The following is a 23,249-nucleotide window of genomic DNA, read 5'->3' on the forward strand; positions in this document are numbered from 1 at the left end:
AGTACCCGACCAGACCCCCTGTGGAGCAACCATGACACGCGTCTACCTCAACGGAATCACCAAATCGTATTCAGGAGCCAAGCCTTCAGTCTCTGACCTAACTCTTACCATCGAAGACGGGGAGCTTTTCACGCTTCTGGGACCGTCCGGCTGCGGGAAGTCCACCACCTTGCGCATGGTTGCTGGTTTCATCCAGCCCACCAGTGGAAGTATCCACTTCGATGGCAAAGATGTCACCAATACCGCCCCCAATAAGCGGGACACGGGCATGGTGTTTCAAAATTACGCACTGTTCCCCCACATGACTGTCCGTGGCAACGTGGCCTACGGATTGAATATGCGCAAAGTGTCCAAAGTCGATAAAAATCGCCGAATCGATCAAGCACTGGCTCAGGTGGGACTTGAAGAATTTGGCGACCGTCGTATTGATCGGCTTTCCGGCGGTCAACAACAGCGGGTCGCGCTTGCTCGCGCACTCGTCATCAGCCCTAAAGCACTGCTTCTAGATGAGCCCCTGTCCAACTTGGATGCGAAACTCCGTGAAGAAACACGAGCAGAGATCAGGTCCACCCAACAAGCCGCCGGCACCACGTGTTTGTACGTAACGCACGATCAAGCCGAAGCCATGGCAATGAGTGACAGGGTGGCTGTTCTAAACGAAGGTCTGCTGCATCAGGTGGCATCTCCCCGCGAGGTCTACAGCCAGCCGGCAACTTCATTCGTGGCACGATTCATTGGCCGCTCCAATGTGCTTCCCTGTACTGTCTTGGGACACGAAAAAAACACCGTCAGTATCAAGCTTGGTGATGGCACCATCTTGAGCGCACCCCGGGTTGATGGGACTTTTTCAGCCGGGGTTGTTGCTGGCGAAGAAGCGGCAGTTTCACTGCGGCCTGAATCCATTCACCTCAGTGTCATCTCGGGCCAAGAGGAATCAGGACACTTCACCGGCAGGGTCCTCACTGCCGAATTTACCGGCGCAGTCAACGTGTACGAGATCGCGTGGCAGGACATGAAAATTGTGGTCTCAGCCCCGGATGCTTTTAATCGGGCCGAGCCTGGGGATCTGGTGTCTATGAAGCCCGCTCAAGAGCGAGTGTGGATGGTGCGACCGTGACGGGTGCGCTTCCGGTCCCTCGCCGGAGATCTTCCCTGACCTCTTCGGACCGTTTTGTTTATATCCTTGCAGCACCCTTAATTCTGGTGCTGCTGGTGTACATCGTGGTGCCCATGCTTGCAACGGCAACCACCAGCGCCGAGGGAGGCGGTAGCGCCTATGCAGGGTTCTTAGACGGTGCTTCAAAAAATGCGCTGATTCTCTCCGTCACCATTTCTCTGGTTTCAGTCCTGACCACAGGATTGCTAGGCACGGGACTGGCAGTTTTACTTTCACGCTTCGACTTCCCTGGACGGAAAGTTCTGCGGCTCTTTGCACTTCTGCCCATGGCATTACCACCCCTTATTGGCGCAATTTCCTTTTACTTTCTGTACGCCGAGAGTGGGATCGTACCGCGTTTCTTGGCCCGCTACTTTGGCGTGGACGCAGCAGATTTTTCCGTCAATGGCATTTGGGGTGTGCTCCTAGTCCACACCATGACTATGTACCCCTACTTCTATTTGGCCGTCACTTCAGCTCTGGCTGGATCCGATGCCTCAATGGAGGAGGCCGCACTGAACTTAGGCGCCAGCCGTTTCCACATGTGGCGTACTGTCTTGCTGCCCATGCTTACCCCTGCGCTGGTTTCAGGCGCGCTGCTGACCTTCATGGTTTCCATGGCTTCATTCACAGCTCCACAGTTCTACAACGTCCAGACGTTGACAATGCAAATCGTCGCCTCACGCACTAGCGGCGCCTACGATGTTGCCGCTGCCCAAGCAGTAGCCCTCTCGGTTGTCTCCATCTTGTTCTTGTTAGCTATGCGCTGGTATGAAAATCGGCGTATCCACCGCGGTTCTTCCAAGGGCACACCACAAGCTATTAAAGTCCTCCACGGTGTGTTCCCAAAGGTAGCCGCCGGTGTTGGTTCTTTGCTGCTAGTGCTGTTTCTTATGGCTCCTGCAGCAACCATAGCCTTGTTGTCATTCACGGTTGACGGATCATGGACCATTCAGATCCTCCCACCCGAATACACCCTGGAGAACTTCACCCGCCTCTTTACCGACCCTGCAACCCTGCGACCCATCATGGTCAGTGCACAGATGGCGTTTATTGCCATGCTTGGTTGTGTTGTTTTCGGTGTCCTTGCCGCTTGGGTTGTCACGCGGTGGAAAGGCCCCGGCAAAGCCATGCTCGATATTATGGTGATGCTGCCTTGGGCGCTACCTGGGACCGTCATCGGGGTAAACATTGTGACAGCCTTTGCGACCCCGACGCCGTTCAACTTTGGCCAGGTGCTCATTGGCTCGCTGTGGATCCTACCGGTGGCCTATTTCGTGAGGTTCCTGCCGCTAGTCTTCCGGTCTGCGAGCGCCTCGCTGGCGCAGATTGACCCTTCTGTAGAAGAAGCCGCACGCAGTTTGGGCGCCGGGCCTTGGCAGGCATTGCGGACAGTGACTGTTCCACTGATGTCTAGGGGCATCATGGCAGGTGCACTGATGGCCTTCATTCAGGGGTTCGGAGAATATGTGGCCTCGGTAGTGATCTATCCGGCCCGTTACGCGCCACTGTCCGTGGAGATTTACAACAGGATTTACTCGAATGAATTTGGCACGGCGGCCGCCTATGGAACCCTGCAAATGCTGCTTATTCTGATCGTCCTGATCATCTCCCAACGGCTGGAGACTCCGCGGCGGATAAAGAAAGTACGTAACTTCAAACCCAAGGGTCCCGCATTAGTGATCGCGTCGGCTCTTACCCCTGCACTCCAGCAAAACCAGAAAAACGGTGACACATATGAACACGACCCAGAACCAGCCAATGCCACGTCCAGAACTTAAGGACCGCCCCGAACTATCCATTTATTGGGACAACCACTTGAGAGTTGCTTTCGAGGAGGCGGCACCGCATATCTACCCGGCGATGGTCGAGGCCAGCCTGGCGCACGTGTACATGCTCACACACCAGGACATTTTGCCTCGCAGTCGGGGGAAACTGCTTTTGCAGGGTCTGTTGGCGCTATGGAAAAAGACCCAGGATGGTGAGCAGGAGTTTCACTTCGATGGCAGTGTTGAGGATCCTTATTACTTCCTAGAACAGCAATTGGCGCAGGAATGTGGCATTCCCACCTCGGAACTTGATGTGCAGCTGGCCCGTAGCCGCAACGATCTCGACGCCGGAGTGTTCCGGATGGTCCTGCGCCGTCAACTTCTGGAGCAAACGGCATTGGTGGTCCAATGCGCTGCGGACGCCGCCGCACAGGCAGCCGTCCACGCCGAGAGCCTCATCATTGGTTTCACCCACCGCCGTCCGGCTCAGCCCACAACAATCGGCCATGTACTGGCAGGCCTGTCTGAGGCCATGCTCAGCCAAGCAACTGAAATGCTCAGTATCTACGCCGAACTCAACATCTCTCCGCTGGGATCCGCAGCCTTCACCGGTACCGACTTACCTATCGATTCCGCGCTGGTCGGGAAACTGACAGGCTTCGATTCCAGTTTCACCTCCAGCTATGAAGCAGTAGCCGGGGCCGAGCATTTCATGCGTTTGGCTGCTGTCCAGGCTCGGATCACAGCCACCGGTGCCCGTTTTTCACGGGTACTGCTGGAATGGATGACATTCAAATGGGTCCAAACACCCACCCCTTATACACAGGGGTCATCGATCATGCCGCAGAAGAAGAATCCCGTGGTCTTGGAACACATGGTCTCCATGGCTGGCGCCACCGCCGCTGATATGGCAGCGAGTTACGCAAACATTGGTTCGGCTTGGTACGAAGACTCGAACAACGCCACCACAGACGTGCAAAAGCACCTGTGGCGTGCCGGAGACCGCGTAGTTCGTTTCATGCGTATGCTCGATGGCTTGTTGCTGGACCTAAAAGTTGAGCAGTTGCCAGACCCTGCGGAAATCGTTGCTTTGGGCGCCACCACCACTGCTGTGGCTGAGGCTTTGGCTGCCCAGAGCATCCCTTGGCGCGCAGCCCATGACATTGTGGGTCAGTTGGTACGTCAGCATGCCCCCGCCGACTGGACCGGCGAGGACGTCACCGCAGCTTTCGAGGAAGCGGGCCAGACTGCAACGGCAGAACTGGTGGAAACGACGCTCAGCGCGGGCCAGCAGCCGGCGCTGATTCTGCAGCGCCAGCAGAACGGTAGCCCCGGTATTGTTGCCGTGCGCGTGAACGCCGCAGCATCGAAAGACCGTGCAGCGGCACTAGGGCAGAAAATTCACGAGCGCCTGACGGTGTTGGAGGAGACCCGAAACGGGCTGCTTGACACTGCACACGCCGCAGTTCAGGACGGTCACTGGTGAAGGCTGGAATCACAGTAGTCGGAAACACCAACCTGGATATTATCGTCGCCGATACGAGTGAGCTTCCAGCACCTGGAACCGAAACCGTAGTCCCTACCATCAGCATCCGGTTGGGCGGTTCAGCGGGAAACCTTGCAGTGCGATGTGCCGGGCTTGAACTGACAACCCAACTAGTCTCCCGGGTAGGGGACGATTCGTCCCTGTTAATCTTGGAGGCGGAGCTTGACCGGCCGCGTTTGGAGTCGCACCTGTTGCGAACCGCTGGAACGGCGAGCGGGATGACCGTTGCAGTTGAAGCTCCCGGACGAGACAGGGCATTCCTATCCTCTTTGGGACCCATGTCTGCCATGTGCCCTTCAGACATTACCGAGCAAATGCTGGAATCCTCTTTTCTCGCTTTGGCCGGTTACTTTCTCTTGCCGGGCATGCAAGGGCAGGCGCTGACAGAGCTGTTTCGGCGTGCCAAAGCCGCAGGGGCAAAAACAGTCTTAGATACCGGCTGGCCACCACAAGGCTGGACCAAGGAAACCCGCGCAGAAGTACTCCTAACGATGGATGAAGTAGATCTTTTCCTTCCGAACGACGATGAACTCCATGGTTTAGCTGGCCATACCGATACGGAACGGGCGGCCCGCGAACTGGCAGTGTCCACAGATACCTTGGTTGTGGTGAAAATGGGAGCCCGGGGTGCTGGAGTTGCCACCGCGCTTGGTGAGTGGTTTGAACGTTCGGCGGCACCGGTACAGGTAGTCGATTCAACGGGGGCAGGTGACGGGTTCAATGCCGCGTTCTTAGTCGCCTTGGATCGGGGTGCGGATACGGCTCACGCCTTGGCCGCCGCCGTCGAATACGCCACCAAGATGGTCTCGACAGTTCCGGAAGAACGCGACCATGTGGTTCTGGGCGCGATCCCTGCAGCGATAGTAGTGAGCTGAAATGGATAATCAGATGAAAAATGGGCGTCCCACTGTTCAGGGCCTCTCGATCGTTGACTTCCACCTACACTTCCGTATGCCCACCGATCCTCTCACTCAGGTGCTGGCCGGCGGCCAATTCGGCGAAGATTCCGCTGTTGGCAGGGATGCTTGCGACGCGTTCGATGCCGGTCAGGCAGCGCGGACTAGAGCTGTTGCGCAAACATCAGCGAAGTGGCGTCGCAGCTGGGATTTTGCTGATCCCGAACCGCTCTCAACCGACGCCGGTTGGGAAGCGGAGGCGGACAGGTGGACGTCCGAGTTAGCTACGAATGGAATCGAATACGCGGCTTTTGTTACGGCAGGCGGGAATGAGCCCATGTCTGCCTTGGTAAACCGTGGCGCCGGCAAATTTTTGGGCATGGCCGCCATGGCCGATCCTTTTGTGCCGGGCGCTGCCAAGGCGTTTGAAGACGGCATCACACGAGGTGGCCTCCGTGGGTTGAAGCTCTTCGCTCCCTTGGCGTCGGCGCGTATGGATGATGCGGCGGCAAATCCCGTGTGGGAGGTGGCTGCGCGGAATCAGGTTCCCGTACTTATCCATTTCGGTCATTGCGGTTCGGCCGGCGGCATTGCCCATAACGCATTCAGTAATCCTGCCACCCTGGAACAAACTGCCAAACGTTTCCCAGAGGTTACATTTGTGATCCCGCATTTTGGTATTCAGCATGTTCAAGAGGTCCTGTTTTTGATGTGGGCCTGCCCTAATGTCATTGTTGACACTTCTGGATCGAACCAGTGGGTCAGATATATGGCGCAGCGGCTCACTTTAGATGACTTGTTTCGCCGTTTTTACGAAACTATGGGTCCGGATCGGATCGTCTTTGGATCTGATTCCTCGTGGTTCCCGCGGGGCTTTGCCCGCCGCTATCTAGTTGATCAGTTGCGGATCTGTTGGGAGATGGGCATGCCAGAGGCTGAGGTGCAACAGATCTTTGGCGGCAATGCTGCGCGCTTACTTAAAATTGCTGGCTGGCAGCCAGCAACATTGGACACACTCGATCCGTAGTGTGACGGTTTTTCTGACCGACTCACCGGTGAGAGGCATACGCTGTAGCCATGGATTCTTACGAAGTTCAGCTGGCCAGTTACCCGGACGACGCCGTCGAAGCCAAGGATTTTTTTGTCACTACAGCGGAGGTACCCCCGCTTGGCGAGGGACAGGTGTTGGTACGCCTGCGCAGGCTGGGTTTGAACGCGGGCATGGCCAACCGCATTGGCGGCCCCGATACGGCTTACGGTCCGGGCATCAGCATTGGTGATGTGCCGGCCAGTGATGGCGTGGTGGAGGTTCTTGAATCCCGTAGCGATGCTTTCAGTACGGGCGATCTCGCTGTGCGCAAGTCTCCCTGGCGCGGTGTTGACGTTGCCGATTCCAACGAACTGCGTCCCATCGCCGCTTTGGAAGAGGGCGTCGCGCTAGAGGGCCATCTGACGGTTCTGGGGCACGTTGGATTCACCGCATATACGGGAATGATGCGTTTTGGCAGTGTCGATGCGCAAGACACTGTCTATATTTCTGGTGCGGCGGGCGGGGTGGGTAGTTGTGCCGTGCAATTCGCCAAGGCCGTTGGCGCCACAGTGATTGGCAGTGCAGGCACCCCTGCGAAAGTACAGCTACTGAAGGAGTTGGGCGCGGATACCGCTTTTAATTACCACGACGGCGGTGCTTTTGACCTGCTGCGAGCTGCAGCCCCGGACGGGATCGATTTGTTCTATGACAACGTTGGCGGGGAGCAACTCGAGGCCGCCCTGGAATCCCTGCGCTTTCGTGGGCGGATCGTAATTTGCGGGGCAGCCTCTCAATACGGCAAGGCCGGCGAGCGCCGTGGCCCGGCAAACTACATGGCCATGATCCACCAACAACTGACCATGCGCGGCTTCGATGTGACAAACAATGAAGACCTGCGCCACGATTTTGAAACCGATGCCACCCGCTGGCTAAAAGCAGGGAAAGTTCGCAGTGTTCACACCATTCTGGACGGTTTTGAGAAGATTCCGGAGGCGTTCGCCGCGCTCCTATCCGGCGGCAACACCGGACGCATGATTGTTAACTGCGAGCACTGAATATGCCCCTCAGAGCCTAGTTCAGCGCCCGGCTGGTACAAGTTCCTGCTGAAGAATAAGAACTTCACCGTTGGTGATCCGCGTGTGTGCGCGGCCGGTAAGTTCCCCCATGACCAGTCGCAGGAGACTGCCGTGGCTAACAATAACAAGCCGTTGTTGCGGGTAGTCTGTGCGAAGCCGCACCAAGGCTGATATGCCGCGTTCAATCACGTCTTGTTCAGCTTCCCCCTTCTGCATCAGGGCATGTTTAGCTTCCTCGTCAAGATATTTCACACTTCTGCCCTCCATGGCCCCATAGCAGCGTTCCACCAAGTCAGGGACCTCAACAACGTTCTCAAGATCCAGACGGGAGGCAATGATCTGTGCAGTCTCCCGAGCTCTCGCCAGGGGCGAGCAAACCACCACGTCCCACACTCCGGAACTCAAATGATCAGCCGCCCGCGCAGCCTGCTCCCTTCCCCGGTTGTTCAAGGGGATGTCGCTTGAACCCTGCAGGCGGCGTTGGAGGTTCCATTCAGTTTGCCCATGCCGGACCATTGCCCACGCCACGGTGCTCACGCCGCGGACTCCGTAGCTAGGCATGGGGCTGATTCATTGCTAAAAACATGCGCGTGAAAAACCACCGGCCGCACCAGATCCCCCACGGAGGGTATCCACCCACGAACCAGCACCCGCACGCTTGTTCCTGCCCAATCCAGGCTCGTTTCATATCCATGCTGGCCATAAAGGGCCGAGGTCACCCGTGCACCCGTTGTTTCTCCGGCCGGGACGGGTTCCAGCTCAATCCCCGTTGGTGGCACCGCGGCAACAACACGCCTCGCCCGTGCCCAGGCAGTGGTGAGTGTGCCCACCATCCTGGTTCCCTTTCCAGTCATGGTTTCTGTGCGCGCAGGCAAACGTAATTCCGGATGATCGGCGTGGAATCGCCCATTGACAAGTGTGCCGGGAAACAACGCTGAATCCGAGACGAAGGAGGCAACAAATCCATTGGCTGGTTCCTCTAATAACTGCGCAGCGGTACCTATCTGCTGGATCTTCCCGTCATTGAGCACCACAATACGATCCGCCAGCCCAAGTGCTTCGGAACGATCGTGGGTCACATGGATGGCTGTCAAACCAGCGTCACGTGTCAGCGAGCGCAGCTCAAGACGAAGCCTGGCACGCAAGGGCTCATCCAAAGCCGAGAGCGCCTCATCAAGAAGCAGTGCCTGCGGTTGGGCAACAATGGCCCGTGCTAAAGCCACGCGCTGCCGTTGTCCACCGGATAACGCCGATGGTTTGCGCTTAGCAAGCTCCGCTAACCCCACCTGTTCGAGCACCGCTGTGACTTTTTTATTGATCTCGGGACGGGGCACACCCGCGCGTTTCAGCGGGTAGCCCACATTGGAAGCAACGTTTAAGTGCGGCCAGACCGCGTGGTCCTGGAACACCATTCCCAGCCCACGGCGTTCCGGCGGGATCCAACTTTTTGGTCCCGCAACACTCTTCCCGCCAATCTCCAATGTTCCGGACGTGGGACGCAGAAATCCGGCAATAGTGCGCAGCAGGGTGGTTTTACCGGAACCTGAGGGGCCCAACAAAGCCAGGAATTCGCCGTCGGCTATGTGCAGGTCAATGGAATCCAGACCCACGTGACCATTGGAATAGTGGTGGCTCAGCTGCGCCATTTCAATGCTTGCCATGGTGGCCTTTCAGAGGTTGATTATTTGTTAGCCAGGCGGCTGGTTACGGCAGCTGTCATCGACAGGCCCACAATTCCCACAACCGCCACCAGCAGCGCCAGTGCTGCGGCACCGCCATAGTCTCCAGCTTGTTGAAGATTGAAGATGCTCACACCCAAGGTTTGAGAGCCCGGTGCCACCAACAAAATGGAGATGGTCAATTCACGCACGGCTGTCAGTAGTACCACCACACCACCGGTGATGGCCGCAGGGACAGCCAACCGGGCCGTGACATCACAGAGCGCCCTGAACGGAGAGGCACCGGCAACACGTGCGGCTGCCTCCAAACTTGATGACACCGAACTCATAGGCGCACGCACAGCCTGAACCACTAGGGCAAGGAAGGCCATGATGTAGGCCCCTAGAATCACCCACCCCGTATTGAAGATGCCCAGCATTGGCGCAATAAGCAGCCAGCCCACAGCAACCACAAGACCAGGAAGTGCCTGCGGCAGGGTCGCCACAGCATCCAATGCCCCGTTGCTTCGATGCTGACTGCGGGTCAGCAACAGTGCCACGGCCAAACCAAGAACGGTGCAGCATGCAGCAGCCAGCCCGGAGAGCATCAGCGAATTGCCTATACCCTGGAGTGTGTTTGGTGAGCTGGCAGCCACCATCAAGTTCTCTAGTGTCAGGTTCTCCCAGGTCAGGGGCACACCCGGCGCTGGGAGCAAAGCCTGCGCGGCCAACGCCAGCAGCGGTACCAGGCAGATGCCAATGGTCCAGATCCAGAGCAGCGCTGCCAGGGGGATTCGTGCCCGGCCCAGCTCCAGGGCCATGCCCGAGGGCCCGCTTCCCAGTTCGGTACCTGTGGGAAGTTTGCGTTGCGCCATAACAGCAAGGATCGCCATAACCAGCAGGACCAATCCAATGGCGGAGACCGCCGGTAAGGGATTGCTCGTGGTACTTGAGGCCAGAAAACGGTACACAAGCGTGGTGAGCGTTGTATAACGCTCCGGTAGTCCAATGAGTGCTGGAATGCCGAAGTCCGAGAGGTTGGCGACCATCGTCAGAACAAAAGCTGCCAAAAGTCCCGGACCCAGCAATGGCAAGGTGACAGTCCGTAACACGCTCACTGTTCCTGCCCCGGAAATGCGTGAGGCTTCCTCAAGGTTCCCGGGAATTCGCTTGAGCGCAGCACTGATCACCAAATACGCCATGGGGTAGGAGTGCACCGTCAGTAAGAAGACCACACCCCATCCGCCAAAAATACTCACGGATTGCCCGCTCCCCCACCCTTGAAGGGTTTTGTTCACGGGACCGTTGGCACCCAGCAGTGACATCCACGCCATGGCCCCGATGAAAGGTGGGATCAAAAATGGTAAGAGGACAAGCCACCGCAGCATCATTCTCGATGGCAGGTTGCTGCGCTCTAGCAAAATGGCGAGCCCGGCGCCAATAATTGTGGCTAGTACCGCCGATCCCCCGGCGCTTCCCAAAGAGTTCAGCGCCGCTTCGGCAACGGCGGGATCGGCGAAGATGGCGATGGCCTCTGTGCCTGTGCCTTGCAAAACCAAGGCCGCTAGTGGCATCCCAATCAGGAGGGCTAGCGCCAGCCACACCACGGATCGTAAAACACCGAAGCCATCATGTAGCCGTGTCTGGGCGTTGGGCCAAACCCTACTTTTCAGGCGAAGCAATGCCGTCCCTGGGCGAAGGCGCCGGTACCTCTGGCCGGGAGCCGGCACAGCTTCGCGTGCGGGGGCTTCCATTGGAGCGCCCGGGTCACTGGCAGGTGGAGAAGTAGTGGTTTGGCTGACCATCAATTGCAACTATTTCAACAAAGAGTTGAAGAAATCTACTGCCTCAGTTTGGCCGCCGGCAATTGATTTCAGGTCCGGATCCACTAGCTTGATGTCTTTCAGAGCCGGGGCGCCCTTGGGCACGCCTGCATCCTCGCGCACCGGCAGGTAGGACTGGCGCACGGCAATTTCCTGGCCTTCTTTGGAGATGAGGAAATCCACGAATGCCGTGGCTGTTTTGTGGTTGGCAGAGTCCGTGAAGACCCCTGCAGGCTGGGACACGTATGGTGCACCGTCGCTGGGGTAACTCACCGCGATGGGTGATCCTTTGGCTGCCAGTTCACGTGCAACATAGTCAACAACGATGCCAATTTCGGAGCTTCCCTCAGCCACTGCTTGACCAACGGGTCCGTTACTTTCCAACACGAGCGGGGCGTTTGCCACCAGGTCCTGCAGCCAGGTCTTGCCCATGACCGGTTCCTGGAACCACACAGAGGTGTTGAACGCGGCAGCACCGGAGACATCCGGGTTGGGCATGGCGATTTTCCCTTTGTATTTTTCGTTGGTCAGGGCCATCCAACTGGCCGGGGGTTCAGACTGCGCACCGGTGTTGTAGGCGATGATCGTCGGGATGATCCGGGTGCCAACCCAGTAACCTTCGGGGTCAATGAACTTCTTATCCAGTGCTGAGCTGTTTTGCACATCAAGTTTGGAGAGCACACCTTCTGAAGCGTACTTTTCAAACGTGGGCACATCTGCGGCCAGAATCACGTCGGCAGTGATCTTTCCGGCTTGACGTTCGGCGGCAATGCGCGTCTTGAGCTCACCGGTGGCGGCACGGAAAACCTCCACCTTGACGCCGTCGTTGGCTTTTTCAAAAGCTTGGACTATCTCATCGATCTTCTTCTGTGGCTCCGAGGTGTAGACAATGAGCTTCTTGTCTTGAGCGGCTTCGGGTGCACTTGAGGTGCCTGAGCAGGCGCTCAGCCCCAGTGCTGTGACGAGAAGCATGGGAGCGATGAGGTGGAGGCGATTTTTCATTTTTTCCTAAGTGTTTACTGCGTGGTTTGAGGGTTGGTACGGGTGCGTATTGGTTTTAGGCGATGGCTGGTTCGCGGGTTAAACCGCGGATCTCGCAGCTAAAGGAGGCAGCGGGTGCGTTGATGTGTACGGGTGTTACCGAGAGGTTTTCGGCGTCGAGGGTGATGACGCTTAACCAGCTGGTATCCAGGCCCTGAATGTGGGTCTCCGGGGCGAACAGGTTCAGGTTGTAGGACACTGCCGGAGCCGCCCAGACAGGGATGGCACCCAATGCACCCACGGCAGAGGAGTGGTAATGACCGCAAAAGATACCCCGGATGTCACTGCCGGCAAGAACCGCTGCCAAATTTTCTGGCTCCGCTAGCCCTCGTCCGGCCTGTGCCAACAGCACGGAAGGAATCGGAGGGTGGTGGAGGGCCAGCACAGACCCGCGCGGGGCCGCCGTCGTTAGTAAATCAGCGAGCCATTGCAGTTGCTCCGACGTCAGCCAGCCGGCCCGCTTCCCAAATCCATGGCTGTCCAAACTGATGATTCGCAGTCCCGCTACCTCGTGAATAGTATCGCCAGGGAACGGTCCGCTGGCGAGCCGGGCGCGGTTGAATTCGTTGCCCACGGAGCCGGCCGGATCGTGGTTGCCTGGCATCGTGATGATGGGACATTGCAGGTCCTGTTGAGCTTGGGCAAACAATCTGGCGGCGCTGGGGTGGATGTTTTGGCCGCGGTCAGCAATGTCGCCTGTGATCAGCACGGCGTCAGGGTTGAAATGTGCGGCTGCACTGAAAGCGGCAACGGTGCGGGACCAGGTATTGATGTGTCCGTGTAGCAAACCGTTTTCGCCCAGCAGGTGGGTATCGCTGAGTTGCACAAGCCGCAGCACATTGCTTTTCAGCATGGGGTATCCGGCACAGCCGCGTCATGGGAACGTGCCAAATGCGCGCACAAAAGGGTCAGCTCAGCCAAGGAGGATCCATTGGCCAGGAGATACCCGGCGGCGCTTCCGAAGTGAGAAGCCACCCAATCTAATGAAGTCTCCAAAGCCTCTGCAGGACTTTCCAAATGCAGCTGTAAGGCTGTTGCAATGTCCTCCGCGCTACCAAGTGCCAGGGAAAGCTCGTCCCTCTTCATTTCCTGGTAGCTTTCGGTCATGCTTTTCGCGCTTAGTGTGTAGTCAGCCAGCACGGTGGTTCTATCCGTCCCCACGGCTTCAAGAATGAGCGCCACCACAAGCCCGGTTCTGTCCTTGCCAGCAGCACAGTGGATCAGGACTCCGTGCGGAAGTGCGGCAGCAACAATGCCAACGGCTTTGGCAATTTCGGTTCCACGCGTGGTCAGCAGATCCGAATAGACCTGTTCAATGGGAGTGGAAACCGGCAAAGCACCATTGTAAAGAGGAGCCGAGACGGAAATAGTGCCCGTCAGCACCCCATCGACAGGAGCTAAGGACTCAAACGGTTCGCGGAGGTCAACAACAGTGCGCAATTCAAGGCGCTCAAGCTGCGCAACGGCCTCTGCGTCAAAGCCTGTGGGTGCCGCGGAGCGATAGAACTTCGCCAACAACGGGGCCGGGACCCTGCGGAGGTTGGATAGCCGCGGCGATGCTGCGATCAAACGTGGCACTGTTTTCCCTCAATTCATGGCCGTGGTTCCTCAGTAAGGAGGAACGGCTTCGAATTGATTTGATCGTGCAAAGATTACCAGCTGGTGAACTACCGGCTACGTCGTGATGGCTTTGAATGAAATCTTAAAGTTTCAGTTTTCTAGCAGCTAGGAGGGAGCGTTCCGGTACTGCTTGCTCCGGGGTTTGACTTGCTGATTCTGGAGGCAGTGAACAGAAGCTTTCAAAACATGAAACCCAGTTCTTGCAAGGAATCCGAAACAATTGCCCTGGACCTCACTACATGCGTCAGCGCCACACCTTGACAATGTGTCAAACAACACACAAGATAGTACGACAAAAGTTTTCTTGGGGGCAACATTTGTTTACCTACTAATCCGCTAATGAATGTTGAGGCGACAGTGCCCATGAATACCGATGTGAGGGCTTCATCATCAAGCAGCCCCTCCCCCTGGAGCCGACTCTCCAAACGATTGAATGCTGACTCCGATGGATACGGTCCCATTATGGGCACTCTCGGCACCCGGCGTATTGGTCTTATCTGGCTGGCAGCTAATCTGGTGGTCACTACTTTGCTGACGGGAACCTTGTTTGTGCCAGGCGTCTCGTGGCCTCTGGCCATCGGGCTGATCATTGCAGGATCTCTTGTGGGCGGCGTGGTACTGGTACTCATCGGCAATATAGGCACCCGAACAGGCCTCCCCACCATGTCACTGACCAAAGGTGCTTTTGGTCTTCGTGGATCCTTCTTGGCAGTCGCCGCCAATGTGGTAATCCTGATGGGCTGGAGCTGGGTTCAAGCCATGCTGGCTGGCGTGACGGTCAACTTTCTGGTGGAGCAGGCTACTGGTTTCTCCAATCCTGTACTTTTCTCGGTCATGTGCCAGTTATTCGTTGTGGGGTTGGCAATATTTGGCCACGCTGGGATCGCCAAGGTTGAGCCGTGGCTTGCCCTAGTCATCCTCGCCATCATGGCGTATATCTTTTTCGTTGCCTTCACCTCATACCCGCCTGCCGATTTTGCCGCCCTCAAGGTTGACGCCACTTTGGGCTGGTCGGGAATCACCGTGCTGGACGTGGTTATCGCCACCGCCATCTCGTGGACGGTACTCTCAGCTGAATTCAACCGGCTGGCCAAGACGCAAGCTGCGGGGGTTGTGGGTTCCGGTATTGGTTACGTTCTCTCAACGGTCTTGTCGATGAGTTTGGGCGCCACGGCAATCGCCTACGTGGTACTGGCAGGCGGGGAGCCTGTTGGATTCGATCCGAGCGTTATTGTTGGCGCCTTCGGCGCTCCGCTGGCAATCGTCATTTTCCTGTCCGTGATGGCCACCAACACAATGGTGGTCTACGGCATGGTTTCCTCAGTGGTGAATATGGCCCCCACCCGCAGGATTCGTTTCCTTCCAACCGCGCTGGTTTTGGGCGCCATTTCGGTCTTGGGCGCCACATGGCTGGCGCTCTTGGAGCAATTCACCTCATTTTTGACCGTTGTTGGCGCCTTGTTCCTCCCCGTCTTTGCCATCATGATTGTGGATTACTACATTGTGCATAAAGGCCACTATGGGCCAGATATTTTACGCGGCCGCGGCGGACAGTTTTGGTATCAAGGCGGGGTGAACATAGCCGCTATTGTTGTGTGGCTGGTTGGCGCCAGCACCTCAGTGATCCTGACCTACGTGACTCCCAGTCCTATCGGCGCCACCATTCCCACCTTTGTCATCTCGTTTGTCTTGTACCTGGGGTGGGCCTTGCTCTTCCGCCGTATCAGGGCGGACAGGCCAATCTCCCACCACCTGACGCAGACAGAGAATGCAATCGCTAACCCAGAGAGTCAAGAAAATGCACATCGTTGATCTGAGCCAGCCCGTTTCCTCCGGAATGCAGGTTTTTCCCGGCGATCCCATGGTTTCATCGCGAGCAGTCGCCACCAACGCCGCGGATGGATTCCAGGTCGCTGAGCTCCATCTCGGAACACACTCAGGCACCCATGTGGACGCCCCACTTCACACCATCGACGGCGGTATGGCCGTTGACGAGCTGAACCTGACTGCGCTGTGCGGGCCCGCACGCATCATTCGCGTTCTGGGAGCAGAACCACGCAGCATGATTAAATTCAGCACTGTAGCCGCGCAGCTTGAGAACCTGACCGCCGGGACCATTGTGCTGTTCCACACTGGCTGGTCCGTGCACTTCAACACACCTGCCTACCTTGAGCATCCGCATCTAGACCCGGACATCGCCAAGCATTTGCTGGCACAAGGCGTTTCAGTCATCGGTGTGGACGCCTTGAACCCTGACCCCACACCGGAGGCCCAGACGGATGGGCCATTGCACTTGCCTGTGCATCAGCACATTCTCGGAGCAGGTGGGGCCATCATTGAGAATTTGAGCAATCTGGCCGCCGTGACCTGGAACAACCCAATATTTGCGGCACTCCCGCTGCGTCTGATCGGCTTGGACGGTTCCCCCGTCCGGGCCGTGGCCATGCGCGCCTTGCCCGCATAGCACCAGCACACTCATAGCACCCGCACGCTGCACTGGCCTCGGCAGCAAAGCTCCCGCCCACAACACTAGATCCGTGGATGGGACAAACTGCAGCCGTGGCGCCTCCAGTCCCCACGCACAGATCAATGAGCCAACGTACAGCTCTAAAAATATCGTCAGTCAGGGGTGGGCATCATGCGGGGAGGCCGCGCGTTGAAGGCCACGAGTTGCCTCTGCACCTCCGCGTAGGCAGTGGCCTCCGGTAGTTTTAGACCAGCACGCAAGGCCGTGACAGTTTCCAGAGCTGCGTCCACTGCTGCACGATAGGGCAATGAGCCAGAGCTTACTCGCCGTACTCCCAACTCTCCCAGCTCAGCAACTGTGAGGAAGGGATGGGCCAACACATTCACAGGCAGCTCAGTGCCACCAGCGATGGCTCTAATCCCTTCAGGGTCTGCAAGACCGGGGACAAATATTCCGTCAGCACCAGCGTCTTCGTAGGCGTGGATGCGCAGCAGGACGGCATCTACGGTTGCTTGTTCGGCAAACCAGAGATTGTCCACCCGTGCGTTAACAAAAACGCTTGGGGCTCGCCGTTTGACCTCAAGGACTTTGCTGGCAAAAATCGCTGGATCCACTAAGTGTCCAGAGGTGCTGTCTTCGATGTTCACACCCACCACTCCATGGGCTGCCAATTCAGCCACAAAATCCGCCACCTCACTGGGGTTTTCTGAGTAGCCATCTTCAATATCGGCGGTGAGGTGCACAGGTAGCCGACCCAGAATCGTTGTGAGGGCGGCGGTTGCCTGTTTGCTGGACCGTCCCCCGTCGGGGCTGCCCGTGCTGACTGAGATACCGAAGCTTGTAGTACCAATGGCAGGGAAGCCTGCTGCGGCAAAGGCTAAGGCTGAGCCAACATCCCAGGCATTCGGGAGCACGAGTGGAGCTTCAGCGTGATGGAGATCCTGAAACGAAGCCATTGTCATTCCCATTCTGAACAACCGCAAAGGCAGATATTTCTTCAGAGTACTCCTGAGAGCTCAAGGCGCAAGGGCTCGCGTTGATTTTCTCAAGTGGTCACACAATCTATTGGCGCAGCGAGGAACTGCTGCTGTGCTGGTGGGAGAAACGTGAGTTACTGACAGTCTGCGCGCAGCGACACGACAACTCAGTAAGCTGCGGAGCGCTTTTGGTCTGAAAAGAAGGGCCTACGCAGAATCCAGGCGAGAGTTGCAGCACTGAATGTGACTAAACACTCTCCTCTGGGCCTAGATACGGATGAGAGTTGTTTCCTCCGCCGCTCCAGAGGCATGAGGGAATACAGGGTAAGCATAGGCGGTTATCGCCCCTATGAACCATGACAACGCACAGAATCTTCAAGTATCAGCCACCATCGATCTGTTGGATCTTGGACGGGTCCATCGTCTGGGGTTCGGTGCAATGCGCATCGTCGGGGACGGGGTTTGGGGTGAGCCTGCGGATCGGGACGCCGCGATCGCCGTCGTACGCCGTGCCGTGGAACTCGGGGTCGACTTCATTGACACCGCTGATTCCTATGGGCCCAACGTGAGCGAGGAGATCCTGGCCGAGGCGTTGCACCCCTACAAGGATGGCCTGAGGATCGCCACCAAGGTGGGCTTTACCCGCACTGGACCCGACATGTGGGTGCCGGTGGGCCGCGCCGAGTACCTGCGTCAGCAGACCGAGCTGAGTCTGCGCAAGCTCAAGGTGGATTCCTTGGATCTGTTGCAACTGCACCGGATAGATCCCAAGGTGGATATGGAAGAGCAATTTTCAGTTCTGCGTGATCTGCAGAAAGAGGGCAAGGTTAAGGCGCTGGGCCTGTCGCAGGTCAGCGTGGCCGAGCTCGAGGAAGCCGGGAAATACTTCACCGTTGCCACTGTGCAGAACCGCTACAACCTCACGGACCGCAGTTCCGAGGACGTGTTGAACTATGCCGAGAAGAACGGTATTGGCTTTATCCCGTGGGCGCCAATTTCCGCTGGTGAACTATCACAGCCGGGTGGACCCTTGGATGAGGCTGCTAAAAGGCTCGGTGCCACAACCTCGCAGGTGGCTTTGGCGTGGCTGCTGCGCCGTTCGCCGGTCATGATGCCAATTCCCGGTACCAGTTCAGTGAAGCACCTCGAAGAAAACTTGGGCGCGGCCGCCGTCGTTCTCGATGACGACACCTACGCGGAACTCGAAGCGGCGCGCTGACCGCTTTCTATTGAATCAGCAACACACCATTCGCTGGCCCAGAAGGGCTGGCAGAGCAGGAGTAAGAACATGGCTAACATACTGATGGTTGTTTCCGCAGCCGATTCCCTCACCATGAGGGATGGCTTCGAGCACCCCACCGGATACTGGGCAGAGGAGCTTGTGGTTTCCCACAAGACCCTGCTCGACGCCGGCCATACGGTTCACATCGCAACTCCCGGAGGCGTGAAGCCCACTGTGGATCAGGTGAGCCTGATGGACGATTCGGCAGGGGGGAAAGAAAGGGCGGATAGTTTCCGCGATTACATCGCCTCGATAGACGCTGAGCTGAGCGCCCCACTGGTGCTGGCTGAGGTGAGCGCCAAGAACTATGACGGCGTGGTCATGCCCGGTGGACACGGCCCCATGACCGATCTTTACAAGGATGCGGATATGGGCAGGCTGCTGATTGACGCCAATACGGCCGGGAAGATCATTGCCCCGTTCTGCCATGGCCCAGCGGCTCTGCTCAGCGCCGTGGATGATGAGGGTAAGTTCGCGTTCGCGGGGCGCCGTCTAACGGTCTTCACCAACGAGGAAGAACTCAATGGCGGGACCGGACCCAACACTCCTTGGTTCGTTGAGGATGCCCTGCAGGAAAAGGGCGCCATCATCGAAAACTCTGATCCCTGGAGCTCGCATGTGGTCCGCGACGGCAACCTCATCAGCGGACAAAACCCGCAGTCCAGCGAAGACGTCGCCAAGGAAGTTATCAAAGCACTGCAGAAATAACAGTCGCCTGAGACGGGGCTGGGGTTCATCTCAGACGGGGCTCCGCCCGCGGGGCCCCGTCTCAGGCAGCACCTGCGTTACTGCTGACAGATCTTGTGGTCACGGCCTACGAACTGCCAAACACGCAGGCGGTCCATATAGGCTCAAATTGTCAAGGACCCCGGCACAGCCACTGGAGTAAAAAGGGTCTCGTGGCAGGCTATGAGAACTATTGCCGGGTCCCGGGGACAAGAGTTCTTGACTTAGCGGTTGAATAATTCGCACCCGACGCATCAACCTGCTGACTGGAATCGCTACCGAGCTGCCCGGCTCAGTGCCGCTCTGCTACCTTTAGTGTAAAAGTAGTCTTAAGTCGTTTCCCGGAGGCAAATCCGGTAGGCCTTCAGAAGGGAGCAGAAATTCATGGCACATGTCTTCTCCACGGGTTCCGGAGTTGCCCTGAACCTGATTCGTTCCGGTCAAGCAACCTCACGGCGCAACCTCATTGATCAGCTTGGCTGGTCGAGGATAACCTTGGCCAGGCGCCTGGATGAACTCCTTGAAGCAAAGATCATTATCAGTGTGGGCCAGTCAGACTCCCAGGGTGGCCGCCCACCGGAAGAATTTGCCGTCAACCCTTCTGCAGGTCTCCTCCTGGCCGTGGACATTGGCGGCTCCCACACCCGGCTAGCTATCACTGATTTAGTTTCCACTGTCCTCATTGAAGATGAGGCTGACATTGGTCCCAGCGAAGGTCCCACCGAGATATTTGATTGGGCCGGCCAAGTATTCGACCACATGTTGGAGCGGCTTGGAAAAACCCATCAGGATGTAGTTGGCATTGGAGTTGGGGTTCCTGGCCCCGTCGATTTTGGCAGCGGCCGGCTGGGCAGCCCCCAGCTTGATCCACAATGGGAAAACGTACTGGTCAAGGAATTCTTTGCAGAACGCTATGGTCACGCTGTTTTTGCTGTTGACCGGGACGTCAATGTACTTGCCTTGGCCGAAGCGCGGCGCGGCTGGCGAGAATACACCGATGTCATTGTCCTCAAAGCCGGCATCGGCCTTGGATCTGCGTTCGTGCTGAACGGCGCCATCTACCAGGGATCCCGCGGCGGAGCCGGCGATCTAAGTTACACCCACGCTGGAAGCGGCCGCCTCCAGCGGCTGGAACATGTGGCTAGCGGCGGCATCATCCGCAAAGAACTCCTGCGACAAGGCCACAAGGTGCGAACAAGCAAAGATATTGTCAACCTTGCACGGGTCGGCAACGCAGAAGTGTTGCGCCTTCTCGCGGAAAACGGCACCATCATCGGGGAAGCTCTCGCCAACATAGTCGGTGTACTCAACCCCCAGGCAGTGGTTGTTGGTGGCAACTTGGCCGAAGCAGGCGAAGCCTTCGTAGCAAGCATCCGGCAAGCCATTTTTTCCGGAGCCAGAGACTACTCCCTGAAATCTCTGGTGGTTGAGCCTTCTCGACTTGGCTCAATTGCAGGCGTTACCGGAGCGTCCCTCATTGCACAAGACGCCCTCTTTGAATCCGACAGGATCAGCAAACTAACCCGCACCAACACCAAGTCTCTCTAGCCTCACTCACAGCGCGCTCCCCCGTGACGCGGCGGGGGTTACACCAGAGCGCGCCCGCCGATGCAGACACCAGCAGTGTAGGCGTCCTAGACCTCAGACCTCCACAACGATTCACACAAATAGTTACTTTGGTCTATTTGTAGACAAAAGGATTTAATGCCTGTAGCGTGATTCACGGCACAAGCCCTCCGGGGTTGATGCTCTCAATTTTCACTGACGAAAGAATCACCATGGCAATAGATTTGGCGCAGACCCTCTGTTCAATCACCACCAAAGCCACCGCCAAGGATTGGCGCGATGCGATCCGTCTCTCTGGCGCAGGGCTCGTTGCCGGTGGGGCCGCAACAAAGGAATACACCAACCAGATGATTGCCGCTGTTGAGGAACACGGCCCGTACATCGTCATTGCCCCTGGCATTGCTTTGGCCCATGGCCGTCCCTCCGATGCTGTCCTGACAGGTGGCCTTAGCTGGGTCAGCCTTAAGGAGCCTGTGGAGTTCGGCCACCCCAAGAATGATCCCGTCTCCCTTGTTATTGGTTTGGCCGCTGTTGACCACACCACTCACATGGACGTTCTGAAGGCTTTGGCAGGGATCCTCTCTCAGAAGGGCAAGCTGGAACAGCTCGTGGCTGCAAGCACGGAAGATGAGTTGCGCTCACTTTTGACTGACGCAGCTTCCGCTGCCTAAATCCTCACCGTTTTCTCGCTAAACGTCCCCACCCGATTTTAAGCAAATTCAACGAAAGGCACCACCATGAAAATAGTTGCAGTGTGCGGCATGGGCATTGGCACCTCAGTGCTGCTCAAAATGAACGCAGAAAAAGTACTTGACAAGCTGGGAATCGACGCAGATGTTGAAGCCGCAGATATTGGAGTTGCCAAGGGCGCGGCCCAGACGGCTGAGATCGTGCTGACTTCTGATGAGCTCGCTGGCGAGCTCGGGGATGTGCCAGCCAAGGTCATCATCATCGATAACTTCTTTGATCTCGAAGAGATCACTACCAAACTCACCGAAGCCCTCCAGTAACCTGGCCCACCCGCATCGAAAGGACCATCCATTATGGAGTGGCTCGTTGTAGTACTCAATTTCATTGGGCAGCAAATCCTCAATGTCCCCGCGTATCTCATCGGTATCATCACTGCTTTGGGCCTGATGGCCCTTCGCAAAAACGCCGGACAGGTCATTGGCGGTGGGCTAAAGGCAGCCATCGGCTTCCTGATCCTCGGTGCGGGTGCAAATGTTGTGGTTGGCTCACTGGACCCCTTGGGCCAGCTCATCCTCAAGGTCACCGGTGCACAGGGCGTCATCCCCACCAACGAAGTCATCACGGCCATGGCCCAGGATGACTTTGGCGCACAGAGCGCGTACGTACTGACACTTGGTTTTGTTGTCATGCTGATGCTCGCCCGCTTCACGCCACTAAAGTACGTGTTCCTGACCGGCCACCACATGGTCTTCATGGCCACCATGCTCACAGTTGTCCTTTCAGTAGGCCTCGGCGCTGACCTTGGCTGGCTTGTTGTGTTGATCGGAGCTATTTTGCTCGGTGTCATCATGGTGGTCATGCCAGCATTCATCCACCCATGGACCAAGAAAATCACCGGCAATGATTCAATCGCCATCGGTCACTTCGGCTCGCTGGGATACTTGGCTGCTGGTGCGGCCGGTCAAGCTACAGGCAAGCGAAGCAAGTCAACAGAAGATATCAAGTTCCCGCAGAGCCTGAAGTTCCTGCGAGACTCCATGGTTTCCACCTCTCTGTCCATGGTTCTGATCTACATGGTCTTTACCGTGTGGGGCTTGATCGCCCTGCCCATGGATGAAGCGTTGCCGATCTTCGGTGCTGCTGATGGCGGCGCGTTCATCATGGCGGGCCTGTCTCAGGCCCTGCAGTTTGGTGTTGGTGTGGCAATCATTCTCTACGGTGTGCGCACCGTCTTGGGCGAACTGGTCCCCGCTTTCCAGGGCATCGCTGAAAAAGTTGTTCCCGGCGCAAAGCCTGCACTGGATATCCCCATTGTGTTCCCGTTTGGCTCCAACGCAGTGCTTATTGGTTTCCTGAGCTCCTTTGCCGGTGGTCTCCTGGCCTTGGGCCTGTTGGCTATCTGGCTGCACCCGGCCTTCGGACTGGCATTGATTCTGCCTGGCATGGTGCCGCACTTCTTCACCGGTGGCGGTGCCGGTGTCTACGGCAATGCCACAGGTGGCCGTCGTGGCGCCATCTTTGGCGGGTTCATCAACGGAGTCATCATCACCATCCTGCCAGCGATCTTGCTGCTGGTACTGGGTGACTTTGGCTTTGCCAACAGCACCTTTGGCGATGCAGACTTCGGCTGGTTCGGCACACTGATCGGTGTCAGCTTGCGCGGCGGTACGGCCCTGGGAGCAGTTTTGACTGTTCTGATCGCCGTTGTGCTTGTCATAGCGGCCATCATTTTCCAGGTCAAGGTCGTCAACCGCGGCTGGGTACCCGGCGCAAAACGCGATGCGTGGATTGCTGAAGAAAAAGCTGCAGAGGCTGCCATTGCCGCTCAGGCTAAGGCGGAACTCGCTGCCCAGAAGGAAGATGCAAAGGCCGCTGCCAACGCAAGTTCCTAACAATCATCTAAGCGCCAGATCCCTGACTCGTCAA

At 57.3% G+C, this 23,249-nt stretch carries 21 protein-coding genes; 14 read left to right on the forward strand and 7 right to left on the reverse strand.

The genetic code is table 11. The features are described from left to right. Nucleotides 1-31 precede the first annotated feature (31 nt). Genes QMG40_RS14020 through QMG40_RS14045 form a run of 6 tightly spaced genes read left to right on the forward strand, consistent with a single transcriptional unit; the run spans nucleotide 32 to nucleotide 7,452 of the window. Nucleotides 32-1,117, forward strand: a complete 1,086-nt coding sequence (locus tag QMG40_RS14020) for an ABC transporter ATP-binding protein (protein ID WP_283531721.1) — start codon at nucleotides 32-34, stop codon at nucleotides 1,115-1,117. Further along, a complete protein-coding gene (locus QMG40_RS14025; protein ID WP_283531722.1) occupies nucleotides 1,114-2,937 on the forward strand; it encodes an ABC transporter permease in 1,824 nt (607 codons plus the stop codon). The genes QMG40_RS14020 and QMG40_RS14025 overlap by 4 nt, the downstream gene beginning before the upstream one ends. Next, entirely contained in the window at nucleotides 2,918-4,411 is a 1,494-nt protein-coding gene (locus QMG40_RS14030; protein ID WP_283531723.1) for a lyase family protein, read from the forward strand. The genes QMG40_RS14025 and QMG40_RS14030 overlap by 20 nt, the downstream gene beginning before the upstream one ends. Beyond that, a complete protein-coding gene (locus QMG40_RS14035) occupies nucleotides 4,408-5,346 on the forward strand; it encodes a carbohydrate kinase family protein (protein WP_283531725.1) in 939 nt (312 codons plus the stop codon). Before QMG40_RS14030 ends, QMG40_RS14035 begins: the two co-directional genes overlap by 4 nt. Before the next feature lies 1 nt (nucleotide 5,347). After that, nucleotides 5,348-6,394 carry an amidohydrolase family protein gene (locus QMG40_RS14040; RefSeq protein ID WP_283531726.1) on the forward strand — a complete coding sequence of 349 codons (1,047 nt, stop codon included), beginning with the start codon at nucleotides 5,348-5,350 and terminating at the stop codon, nucleotides 6,392-6,394. Nucleotides 6,395-6,444: 50 nt separating this feature from the next. Then, nucleotides 6,445-7,452, forward strand: a complete 1,008-nt coding sequence (locus QMG40_RS14045) for an MDR family NADP-dependent oxidoreductase (protein ID WP_283531727.1) — start codon at nucleotides 6,445-6,447, stop codon at nucleotides 7,450-7,452. 21 nt (nucleotides 7,453-7,473) lie between these two features. On the opposite strand, the gene QMG40_RS14050 is transcribed toward QMG40_RS14045, so the two are convergent. From QMG40_RS14050 to QMG40_RS14075, 6 genes are read right to left on the reverse strand one after another with little or no spacing between them, the layout of a single operon-like run. Beyond that, entirely contained in the window at nucleotides 7,474-8,010 is a 537-nt protein-coding gene (locus QMG40_RS14050) for a histidine phosphatase family protein (RefSeq protein ID WP_283531728.1), read from the reverse strand. Continuing rightward, nucleotides 8,007-9,134: an ABC transporter ATP-binding protein gene (locus QMG40_RS14055; RefSeq protein WP_283531729.1), complete on the reverse strand. Its 1,128-nt coding sequence runs from the start codon at nucleotides 9,132-9,134 to the stop codon at nucleotides 8,007-8,009. The genes QMG40_RS14050 and QMG40_RS14055 overlap by 4 nt, the downstream gene beginning before the upstream one ends. A 20-nt stretch (nucleotides 9,135-9,154) precedes the next feature. Next, a complete protein-coding gene (locus tag QMG40_RS14060; RefSeq protein ID WP_283531731.1) occupies nucleotides 9,155-10,885 on the reverse strand; it encodes an ABC transporter permease in 1,731 nt (576 codons plus the stop codon). Nucleotides 10,886-10,945: 60 nt separating this feature from the next. Continuing rightward, a complete protein-coding gene (locus QMG40_RS14065; protein ID WP_283531732.1) occupies nucleotides 10,946-11,956 on the reverse strand; it encodes an ABC transporter substrate-binding protein in 1,011 nt (336 codons plus the stop codon). Between the two features lie 55 nt (nucleotides 11,957-12,011). Next, entirely contained in the window at nucleotides 12,012-12,848 is an 837-nt protein-coding gene (locus tag QMG40_RS14070; protein WP_283531733.1) for a metallophosphoesterase family protein, read from the reverse strand. Beyond that, a complete protein-coding gene (locus QMG40_RS14075; RefSeq protein WP_283531734.1) occupies nucleotides 12,842-13,573 on the reverse strand; it encodes a tyrosine-protein phosphatase in 732 nt (243 codons plus the stop codon). The genes QMG40_RS14070 and QMG40_RS14075 overlap by 7 nt, the downstream gene beginning before the upstream one ends. A gap of 405 nt (nucleotides 13,574-13,978) precedes the next feature. On the opposite strand from QMG40_RS14075, the gene QMG40_RS14080 reads away from it, so the two are divergent. Continuing rightward, on the forward strand, nucleotides 13,979-15,427 hold the full coding sequence (locus QMG40_RS14080; RefSeq protein ID WP_283531735.1) for a purine-cytosine permease family protein: 1,449 nt from the start codon (nucleotides 13,979-13,981) through the stop codon (nucleotides 15,425-15,427). Beyond that, complete coding sequence (locus QMG40_RS14085; RefSeq protein WP_283531737.1) at nucleotides 15,414-16,079, forward strand: cyclase family protein; 666 nt, start codon at nucleotides 15,414-15,416, stop codon at nucleotides 16,077-16,079. The genes QMG40_RS14080 and QMG40_RS14085 overlap by 14 nt, the downstream gene beginning before the upstream one ends. A 155-nt stretch (nucleotides 16,080-16,234) precedes the next feature. Here the strand turns inward: QMG40_RS14085 and QMG40_RS14090 are convergent, their stop codons facing one another. Continuing rightward, a complete protein-coding gene (locus QMG40_RS14090; RefSeq protein WP_349361624.1) occupies nucleotides 16,235-17,050 on the reverse strand; it encodes an isocitrate lyase/PEP mutase family protein in 816 nt (271 codons plus the stop codon). A 358-nt stretch (nucleotides 17,051-17,408) separates the two neighbouring features. Here QMG40_RS14090 and QMG40_RS14095 point away from each other — a divergent pair, with 358 nt between their 5' ends. The 6 genes from QMG40_RS14095 (at nucleotide 17,409) to QMG40_RS14120 (ending at nucleotide 23,215) form a co-directional block, all read left to right on the forward strand. Beyond that, the gene (locus QMG40_RS14095; protein WP_283531739.1) at nucleotides 17,409-18,278 is read left to right on the forward strand and encodes an aldo/keto reductase; all 870 of its coding nucleotides are present in this window, start codon (nucleotides 17,409-17,411) and stop codon (nucleotides 18,276-18,278) included. 69 nt (nucleotides 18,279-18,347) lie between these two features. Then, complete coding sequence (locus QMG40_RS14100) at nucleotides 18,348-19,049, forward strand: type 1 glutamine amidotransferase domain-containing protein (protein WP_283531741.1); 702 nt, start codon at nucleotides 18,348-18,350, stop codon at nucleotides 19,047-19,049. Between the two features lie 402 nt (nucleotides 19,050-19,451). Beyond that, nucleotides 19,452-20,615: an ROK family protein gene (locus tag QMG40_RS14105; RefSeq protein ID WP_283531742.1), complete on the forward strand. Its 1,164-nt coding sequence runs from the start codon at nucleotides 19,452-19,454 to the stop codon at nucleotides 20,613-20,615. 230 nt (nucleotides 20,616-20,845) lie between these two features. Further along, nucleotides 20,846-21,304, forward strand: coding sequence for a PTS sugar transporter subunit IIA (locus QMG40_RS14110; protein ID WP_283531743.1), 459 nt, complete (start codon nucleotides 20,846-20,848; stop codon nucleotides 21,302-21,304). Between the two features lie 66 nt (nucleotides 21,305-21,370). After that, complete coding sequence (locus QMG40_RS14115; protein WP_283531744.1) at nucleotides 21,371-21,643, forward strand: PTS sugar transporter subunit IIB; 273 nt, start codon at nucleotides 21,371-21,373, stop codon at nucleotides 21,641-21,643. A 33-nt stretch (nucleotides 21,644-21,676) separates the two neighbouring features. Then, entirely contained in the window at nucleotides 21,677-23,215 is a 1,539-nt protein-coding gene (locus QMG40_RS14120; RefSeq protein WP_283531745.1) for a PTS ascorbate transporter subunit IIC, read from the forward strand. The last annotated feature ends 34 nt before the right edge of the window (nucleotides 23,216-23,249 follow it).

Source organism: Arthrobacter antibioticus (genome assembly GCF_030063205.1).
GTDB lineage: Bacteria > Actinomycetota > Actinomycetes > Actinomycetales > Micrococcaceae > Specibacter.

Coding starts and splice junctions, on each gene's coding strand:
- QMG40_RS14100 (WP_283531741.1), top strand. CDS start 18,348: ATGGCTAACATACTGATGGTTGTTTCCGCAGCCGATTCCCTCACCATG.
- QMG40_RS14030 (WP_283531723.1), top strand. CDS start 2,918: ATGCCACGTCCAGAACTTAAGGACCGCCCCGAACTATCCATTTATTGG.
- QMG40_RS14110 (WP_283531743.1), top strand. CDS start 20,846: ATGGCAATAGATTTGGCGCAGACCCTCTGTTCAATCACCACCAAAGCC.
- QMG40_RS14060 (WP_283531731.1), bottom strand. CDS start 10,885: ATGGAAGCCCCCGCACGCGAAGCTGTGCCGGCTCCCGGCCAGAGGTAC.
- QMG40_RS14055 (WP_283531729.1), bottom strand. CDS start 9,134: ATGGCAAGCATTGAAATGGCGCAGCTGAGCCACCACTATTCCAATGGT.
- QMG40_RS14080 (WP_283531735.1), top strand. CDS start 13,979: ATGAATACCGATGTGAGGGCTTCATCATCAAGCAGCCCCTCCCCCTGG.
- QMG40_RS14065 (WP_283531732.1), bottom strand. CDS start 11,956: ATGAAAAATCGCCTCCACCTCATCGCTCCCATGCTTCTCGTCACAGCA.
- QMG40_RS14020 (WP_283531721.1), top strand. CDS start 32: ATGACACGCGTCTACCTCAACGGAATCACCAAATCGTATTCAGGAGCC.
- QMG40_RS14085 (WP_283531737.1), top strand. CDS start 15,414: ATGCACATCGTTGATCTGAGCCAGCCCGTTTCCTCCGGAATGCAGGTT.
- QMG40_RS14120 (WP_283531745.1), top strand. CDS start 21,677: ATGGAGTGGCTCGTTGTAGTACTCAATTTCATTGGGCAGCAAATCCTC.
- QMG40_RS14040 (WP_283531726.1), top strand. CDS start 5,348: ATGGATAATCAGATGAAAAATGGGCGTCCCACTGTTCAGGGCCTCTCG.
- QMG40_RS14095 (WP_283531739.1), top strand. CDS start 17,409: ATGAACCATGACAACGCACAGAATCTTCAAGTATCAGCCACCATCGAT.
- QMG40_RS14115 (WP_283531744.1), top strand. CDS start 21,371: ATGAAAATAGTTGCAGTGTGCGGCATGGGCATTGGCACCTCAGTGCTG.
- QMG40_RS14090 (WP_349361624.1), bottom strand. CDS start 17,050: ATGGGAATGACAATGGCTTCGTTTCAGGATCTCCATCACGCTGAAGCT.
- QMG40_RS14070 (WP_283531733.1), bottom strand. CDS start 12,848: ATGCTGAAAAGCAATGTGCTGCGGCTTGTGCAACTCAGCGATACCCAC.
- QMG40_RS14105 (WP_283531742.1), top strand. CDS start 19,452: ATGGCACATGTCTTCTCCACGGGTTCCGGAGTTGCCCTGAACCTGATT.
- QMG40_RS14045 (WP_283531727.1), top strand. CDS start 6,445: ATGGATTCTTACGAAGTTCAGCTGGCCAGTTACCCGGACGACGCCGTC.